Origin of the sequence: Capnocytophaga sp. oral taxon 329 str. F0087 (assembly GCF_000213295.2) — a bacterium.
In the GTDB taxonomy this organism is placed as follows: Bacteria; Bacteroidota; Bacteroidia; order Flavobacteriales; family Flavobacteriaceae; genus Capnocytophaga; species Capnocytophaga leadbetteri_A.
The window spans coordinates 1-1,091 of record NZ_KN390111.1 but is presented as its reverse complement, the minus strand read 5'-3'; the positions used below and the strand labels follow the sequence as shown (position 1 = coordinate 1,091).

At 46.6% G+C, this 1,091-nt stretch carries 1 protein-coding gene; it reads right to left on the bottom strand.

Features of this window, described 5'->3' with window-relative positions; translation table 11 throughout:
- Positions 1 to 1,091: hypothetical protein (locus HMPREF9074_RS12545; protein ID WP_034541105.1), on the bottom strand; the 1,091-nt coding region annotated here is incomplete at both ends.

The following is a 1,091-nucleotide window of genomic DNA, read 5'->3' as shown; positions in this document are numbered from 1 at the left end:
TACGAACACTACTACAGCCGTATACGTCTTTCACTGTTATCGTATATACACCTGCTATCGCATTAGTTACTGTATAAGTACCCGATACTCCTGTTTGGGTAACGGTACTACCGCCCGGACGCGTAACCCCTACACTAAAAGGTGTACCGCCTACAAAATCCTTAAGCACTATCTCGCCCGTACCTGTTCCTACACAGGTAGGTGTCTTCACCGATGCCGTGAAGTCTGCTGCCGCTACCCGTGCAAGGGTTACCGTCTGTGTCTTCACGCATCTACCTGCCCTCACATATACCTCCCATGTCTCGGTAGTAATACCTACCGATGGGGTTACATTATTCGTACCACTATACGAAAGCGGTGTTAGGGTACCTGCTTTCCTAAACGCGTATTCTATACCACTTCCGCTCGCTATCACTTCTATCTTAGCATTGCTACCACAAGCCGATTGCTGCGTAGTCTTTACTCTGAAGTTTAACGATGGGTATATAATGATATTTGATACCGCACTACAACCGTATTGGTCGGTTACCGTTACACTATAGCTACCCTGTGTCAAGCCTCTAAAACTATGTGTTACCGTTGTTGTACTAGGCGATACCGTAGCACCATTGTTTAGCCTTACACTATAACCTCCATTACCATCTGTTATCGTTACAGTTACTACCCCTTGACTATCGCCCGCATAGCAGTCCGTAGCCTGCAAGGTAAGGCTTACCGTACGCGGGGTAGCAATCACTGTGGTAATTGTCTCTACACAACCCTTGCTGTCTTTTACCTCGAAAGTCGCTGTGCCTGTAGCTACCGCTGCAAAAATATTGCTGCTTTGTGGACCTGCTTTTACCACTCCTCCTACTAAGTAGGTATAATTATAACCTCCATTACCTCCACCCGCAGTTAGTTTTACTCGCGCTTTAAAATTGTTTGAACACATCGCTACCTGCTCTACCGTAGAGGTAAGAGTTAATGCTGCTGGCTCCGTAATCGTTACAGGTACTTGTATCGCACAAGTCTTACCTCCTGAGCCCGATGGTCTATAGTTGAACGTAATGGTATGAGTCCCTGCCCTGAGATTATCTACCTCAAAGGTAGGC